This window comes from Mesorhizobium sp. M7A.F.Ca.MR.362.00.0.0, assembly GCF_004023175.1.
Taxonomy (GTDB): domain Bacteria; phylum Pseudomonadota; class Alphaproteobacteria; order Rhizobiales; family Rhizobiaceae; genus Mesorhizobium.
On sequence record NZ_RZTF01000162.1, the window covers coordinates 8,201 to 13,245 of the forward strand.

General features: G+C 59.6%; 3 protein-coding genes and 3 pseudogenes. 4 read left to right on the forward strand and 2 right to left on the reverse strand.

What is annotated here, in order from left to right; all coding sequences use genetic code 11:
* The 3 genes and pseudogenes from EOC06_RS19705 to EOC06_RS19715 form a co-directional block, all read left to right on the forward strand.
* Positions 1-1,426: NAD-dependent succinate-semialdehyde dehydrogenase (locus EOC06_RS19705; RefSeq protein WP_281062092.1), on the forward strand; the 1,426-nt coding region annotated here is incomplete at its 5' end.
* A gap of 20 nt (positions 1,427-1,446) precedes the next feature.
* Positions 1,447-1,830, forward strand: a complete 384-nt coding sequence (locus EOC06_RS19710) for a UPF0262 family protein (protein WP_128308567.1) — start codon at positions 1,447-1,449, stop codon at positions 1,828-1,830.
* A gap of 554 nt (positions 1,831-2,384) precedes the next feature.
* Positions 2,385-3,005: pseudogene (locus EOC06_RS19715) on the forward strand (ISNCY family transposase); the annotation flags it as partial.
* 120 nt (positions 3,006-3,125) lie between these two features.
* Here EOC06_RS19715 and EOC06_RS42910 read toward each other — a convergent pair.
* Positions 3,126-3,302 (reverse strand): annotated as a pseudogene (locus tag EOC06_RS42910) (zinc ribbon domain-containing protein); the annotation flags it as partial.
* A gap of 66 nt (positions 3,303-3,368) precedes the next feature.
* Between EOC06_RS42910 and EOC06_RS19725 the strand changes: the two are divergent.
* Positions 3,369-4,130: pseudogene (locus EOC06_RS19725) on the forward strand (ISNCY family transposase); the annotation flags it as partial.
* Positions 4,131-4,363: 233 nt separating this feature from the next.
* Here EOC06_RS19725 and EOC06_RS19730 read toward each other — a convergent pair.
* Positions 4,364-5,011 carry a UPF0149 family protein gene (locus EOC06_RS19730; protein ID WP_245469805.1) on the reverse strand — a complete coding sequence of 216 codons (648 nt, stop codon included), beginning with the start codon at positions 5,009-5,011 and terminating at the stop codon, positions 4,364-4,366.
* Between the last annotated feature and the right edge of the window lie 34 nt (positions 5,012-5,045).

The following is a 5,045-nucleotide window of genomic DNA, read 5'->3' on the forward strand; positions in this document are numbered from 1 at the left end:
CAATAAGGCACTTGTTGGTGCCGAATGGGTGTCAAAAAGTTCGACAGGCGATGTCTTTGATGTGACCAACCCGTCGACAGGAGAAGTGATCGCCACGCTGCCCGACCTTGGAAGGCAGGAGGTCACCCGCGCCATTGATGCGGCGCATGTCGCACAGAAGACGTGGGCAACGCGTACGGGAAAGGAGAGGGCCGCTATTCTCCGCAATCTTTACGATCTCATCGTGTCCAACGCCGATGATTTGGCCACAATTCTGACCATGGAAATGGGCAAGCCATGGTCCGAGGCGAGGGGAGAGATCCTTTACGGCGCCTCGTATGTCGAGTGGTTCGGCGAGGAAGCCAAGCGTATTTATGGGGATACCATTCCCGGTCATCAGCCGGACAAACGCATCATTGTGATCAAGCAGCCGGTGGGCGTAGTCGGTGCCATCACGCCTTGGAACTTCCCCAACGCCATGCTTGCCCGCAAGGTGGCTCCCGCGCTCGCCGCAGGCTGCAGCATGGTATCGAAACCCGCCGCACAGACCCCGCTGTCGGCGCTGGCACTTGCTGTTCTCGCAGAACGGGCCGGCCTCCCAGCAGGTTTGTTTTCAGTGTTAACGTCCACCGCGTCTTCCGAGATCGGCAGAGAGTTCTGCAGCAACGAAAAGGTTCGCAAGGTCACCTTCACGGGCTCGACCAATGTCGGAAAAATCCTCATGCGGCAGGGCGCGGACCAGATCATGAAGCTTGGTCTGGAACTTGGCGGCAATGCGCCATTTATCGTTTTCGACGATGCGGATCTGGACGCCGCCGTAGAAGGTGCGATGGTCTCTAAATATCGCAATGCCGGTCAGACCTGCGTCTGCGCCAACCGCCTCTATGTGCAGTCCGGCATCTACGACGCCTTTGCCAGCAAGCTTGCAAAGCGCGTTCGACAGATGAAGGTCGGCGACGGCTTTGCCGAAGGCGTCACGACTGGACCGCTGATCGATGAAACCGCGCTCAAGAAGGTTCAAGAGCATGTCGCCGATGCCGTCGGAAAAGGCGCAAGGGTCGAAATCGGTGGCAAACCCGCCGGCCAAGGTGGCCTCTTCTTCGAGCCCACCATCTTGACGGGGGTCACGGCAGATATGCTCGTCTCCACTGAGGAGACCTTCGGTCCGGTTGCTCCTCTGTTCAGGTTCGAGACGGAGGAAGACGTCATCGAGTTGGCCAACAATACGGTGTTCGGACTGGCATCCTATTTCTTCTCGAAGGATGTCTCCAAGATCTTCCGAGTAGCGGAAGCGCTCGAGTACGGCATGGTCGGAGTAAACACTGGCCTGATCTCGACCGAGGTCGCGCCGTTCGGCGGCATCAAGCAATCCGGCTTGGGGCGCGAAGGGTCGAAGTACGGGTTGGAGGACTACACGGAGATCAAGTATCTGTGCTTGAGCGTGTAGCCAGTAGGGGAACAATTGTGATGGATTCGGCCCCGTTCCGGATTTGCGATGTCGCGCTCGACACTTCGCTTAGCGCACGGAACCCTCGCGTCGAGCGTGAACAAGCGTTCGCTATAATCGACCTTCTTGAGACGAACACGTTCGTGCCTCTCGGACATACCGGCGGTCCATATCGTCTAAAGCTCGGAACGGCGGTCGGGCGCCTGACACTTCATATTGATGACGATCAATGGGCGCCTATCGTTAGCCATTGTCTCTCACTCACCCCTTTCCGACGGATGCTCAGGGATTACAAGCGTATTTGCGAGAGCTGCTACGAATGTCGCTCGGGACCTGAGCGACTTGAGGCAATCGATGTGGGTCGACGCAACATTCACAACAAAGCTGCCGAGCTACTTAGATAACACCTATCCGAAATCAAGCTCATTGGCTGTCGTCAACAACAGCCGGCGGGAGTTCCTGTGGTGGTCTCATTTACTCGGCGATCCCGGACTTCTTTACCGGGGCTAAATTGAATGCTGACGTTTACCGACTAGCGTTGAAGACCAGAGGCAAGGGTTTCGGATGAGCGTTGACTTTGATTACTACCTTGCAAAGAGGGCGGCGCGGGAATGTCACACAACTGTGGGTTCGGGAAGTCTGCGAAAGGAGGCAGCCATTGGGCTATTGTCGGATTCGAGTGAACTCGAAAAGTTTCGCTGCAATGATGTCACCGGCGCAGAGATTCCGCTGTTTTTCCGATGGCTTCTCAACAAAGTTCACGGGGTCCGCTTTCGAAAGCATGAACTCTGACCCGATAAAACTCGTCACCGCGTTCGCAAGTCGCGCGACAATGGTGGGCCCTGTGTTCCATAAGCTTCATTAGACAGTCAAAACCTATTGCCGCAAAATAGAAATGTCTTGATTCCGCAAAGTAGGAATGTCGCCCTGCTCGTCGATGAGCGAGGGAGACGGCGGGTTGGGACTGATTTTGATGAGCGAGCGCGAGCTGCAACGCATCGAGGTGCTGTCGAAGGTTTTGGAGCGGCGCATGACGGTTGTCTCAGCGGCGCATGTCCTGGATATGACGACGCGCCAGGTCCAGCGTCTGTTGAAGGCGTTCCGGACTGAAGGCGCCGCAGCACTTCGGCACAAGGCTCGAGGACGACCGTCGAACCATCGATATGTCGCCGGCGTCGGTGAGTTGGCGGTTCGGCTGGTTCGGGAACACTATCTCGACTTCGGGCCGACCTTGGCGGCCGAGAAGTTGGCGGCGAACCACGGCCTGATCGTGTCGCGAGAGACGTTGCGCAAATGGATGGCGGAAGCCGGAATCTGGCTGTCGCGCAAGCAGCGCCGGACATTCCATCAGCCTCGTTTGCGTCGGGAATCTTATGGCGAGCTGGTGCAGATCGACGGCAGTGATCACCGTTGGTTCGAGGAGCGGGGCGATCCATGCACCCTGCTCGTCTTCATCGACGACGCCACAAGCAAGCTCCAGCAGCTTCGCTTTGTGAAGTCGGAGAGCACCTTCAGCTACTTCGAGGCGCTGGAACTCTATCTGAAGGCACACGGCTGCCCAGTCGCATTCTACTCCGATGGCCGCTCGCGCTTCGGCCTCGACGGCCGCGGCTATCGCTCCCGGCTCGACAACCCGCAGAAGAGCTTCCTCGATGACGTCGTCGACGCGTAGTCCACCGAAGGCGATGCAACGCGGCTCGCCATTGTCAAGCAGACCACGCCAGCAGGAATAGCGCGGAATGTTGTGGTTGGTTCCCGTGTAGCGGACCGTCAGCTTGCGGCCGCAGCGCCGGCAGCGGACAAGGCCGGCGAGCAGAGCTTCGCCATGCTTGGGCGCCCCGTGATGCCGGCTCGTGGGCACGTTGTCGCTCACCATCTTGCGGATCGCTTCCGCCCTTTCCCTGCGGATTTCGCTAAATTGGGACAGCGGTTTCAGTAAGTCGCGGATAAGCACACGGTGTTTCGTGTCGCCAAGAAGGATGCCAAGGCAGGCCGCGGCATGACCCAGTTCGGCCGCGCCTTGTCAGAACTCAACATTGAGATCCTGTGCGCCAATTCGAGCCAGGCCAAAGGCCGGGTCGAAAGGGTCAATCGGACGCTGCAGGACCGTCTTGTGAAGGAACTGCGCCTCGCCGGCATATCGGACATCGAGGCGGCCAATGCGTTCCTACCGGCGTTCATGGTCGACTTCAACGAGAGGTTCGCCAAGGTCTCTGCCCGACCGGACAATCTGCATCGCGCGTTGAATGTTGCGTCGGATCGGCTGCGTGACGTGCTGTGCAAGCGGGAGCAGCGCTATGTCGGCCAGCAATTGTCGTTCTCCTACGAGCGCAGGCAAATCATGCTGGAGAAGAACGAGCTTTCGTGCGGACTGGTCGGCAAATACGTCGATATCTACGAGTTCGCCGACGGTCGGCTGGACGTTCGGTGGAGAGCGTGTTCCCTGCCCCACACCGTCTTCGACAAGGAGCAGCGCGTCACGCACACGGCGATCACCGAGAACAAGCGGCTCGGCGAAGTGCTGACCTGGATCAAGGCTCAGCAGGACGAGGCGCGGCCTCCGCCGAAGATCAAGACCAACAGCGAGCAGAGCGCCTACAAGAAGCGCGGAACGAAGCCGGGCCGCAGGACGGATTTCATGAACGATCCTGCTGTCATCGCGCGGCGAGAACAGGCACTGGCAAGGTTGGCCGCAGCCGAGTGAAGCGGCTCTCAAAGCTAAAGCCGAGGGGAGCCTACTGGAACGCACCCGATCGGGCTGCGCAACCCCGACCAGCTTACGCCCGATCGGGCGCTCCGTCGGCGCCAGGACCGGCCTCATTGTCGCATTTCTAACTTGCCGCGCTCCGCACTCTCAAAGTAAGCGGTGCGCCAAGGCACCTTTCCCGAAATCGTCTTGATGGTTAGATCGCTCGTTGGTCGGCGCGCCGGCGCCGATCACTTCGGATCGTCATAACGGGTGACGTAGTGGAGTTCGCGCAGGGCGGGGATGACGAGGGCGATGTCTTTGTACGCCTCGTGCTCGATGAAGCGCGCGGTCTCGGGCCCCGGCCTGGGCTTGCCGAGGACGGGCCTGCCCTTTTTGTCGACGCAGTAGATCAGGATCGGCAGCAGGAGGCCGTGGTTAGGGTTCTTGAGGTCGAGTAGCGATTTCCATTTTTTGATGTTGAGATTGATGGCCGCGTAGAACCCCTGGCACCACGGCCGCGGGTCGATGCCGCCGCTGGGCTTAGTGGCGAATCGGGGCGCATAATCCTGCGGTCTGTCGAAGAGCGTCTCGTTGATCCGGTTGTGGATTCTGGCGACGCTGGCAAACACGGCGTGATCGGTTGCAGACCCTTTGGCCAGGACGTCGCGCGGCAACCCCATGAGCGGGCACATCCAGTCTTGCGGGTCCGGGTAGCGCGGCCCGGTGACCGCCGCCGTTACGAAGCCCTCCAGCGCCGACATCGTCCGCACCAGCGGGCGGTTGGTGGTCTTGGCAGACATCCAGGCCTCGAGCGCCTCGTCCGACAGCGCCATGGCATCGAGCGCGCTCATGCCGCCAAGGGGAGCGGCATCTCTTCGCGGCGCGCCCAGTTCCATATGTGGACGGCTCCCACTTGCAAGTGTTTGTTAC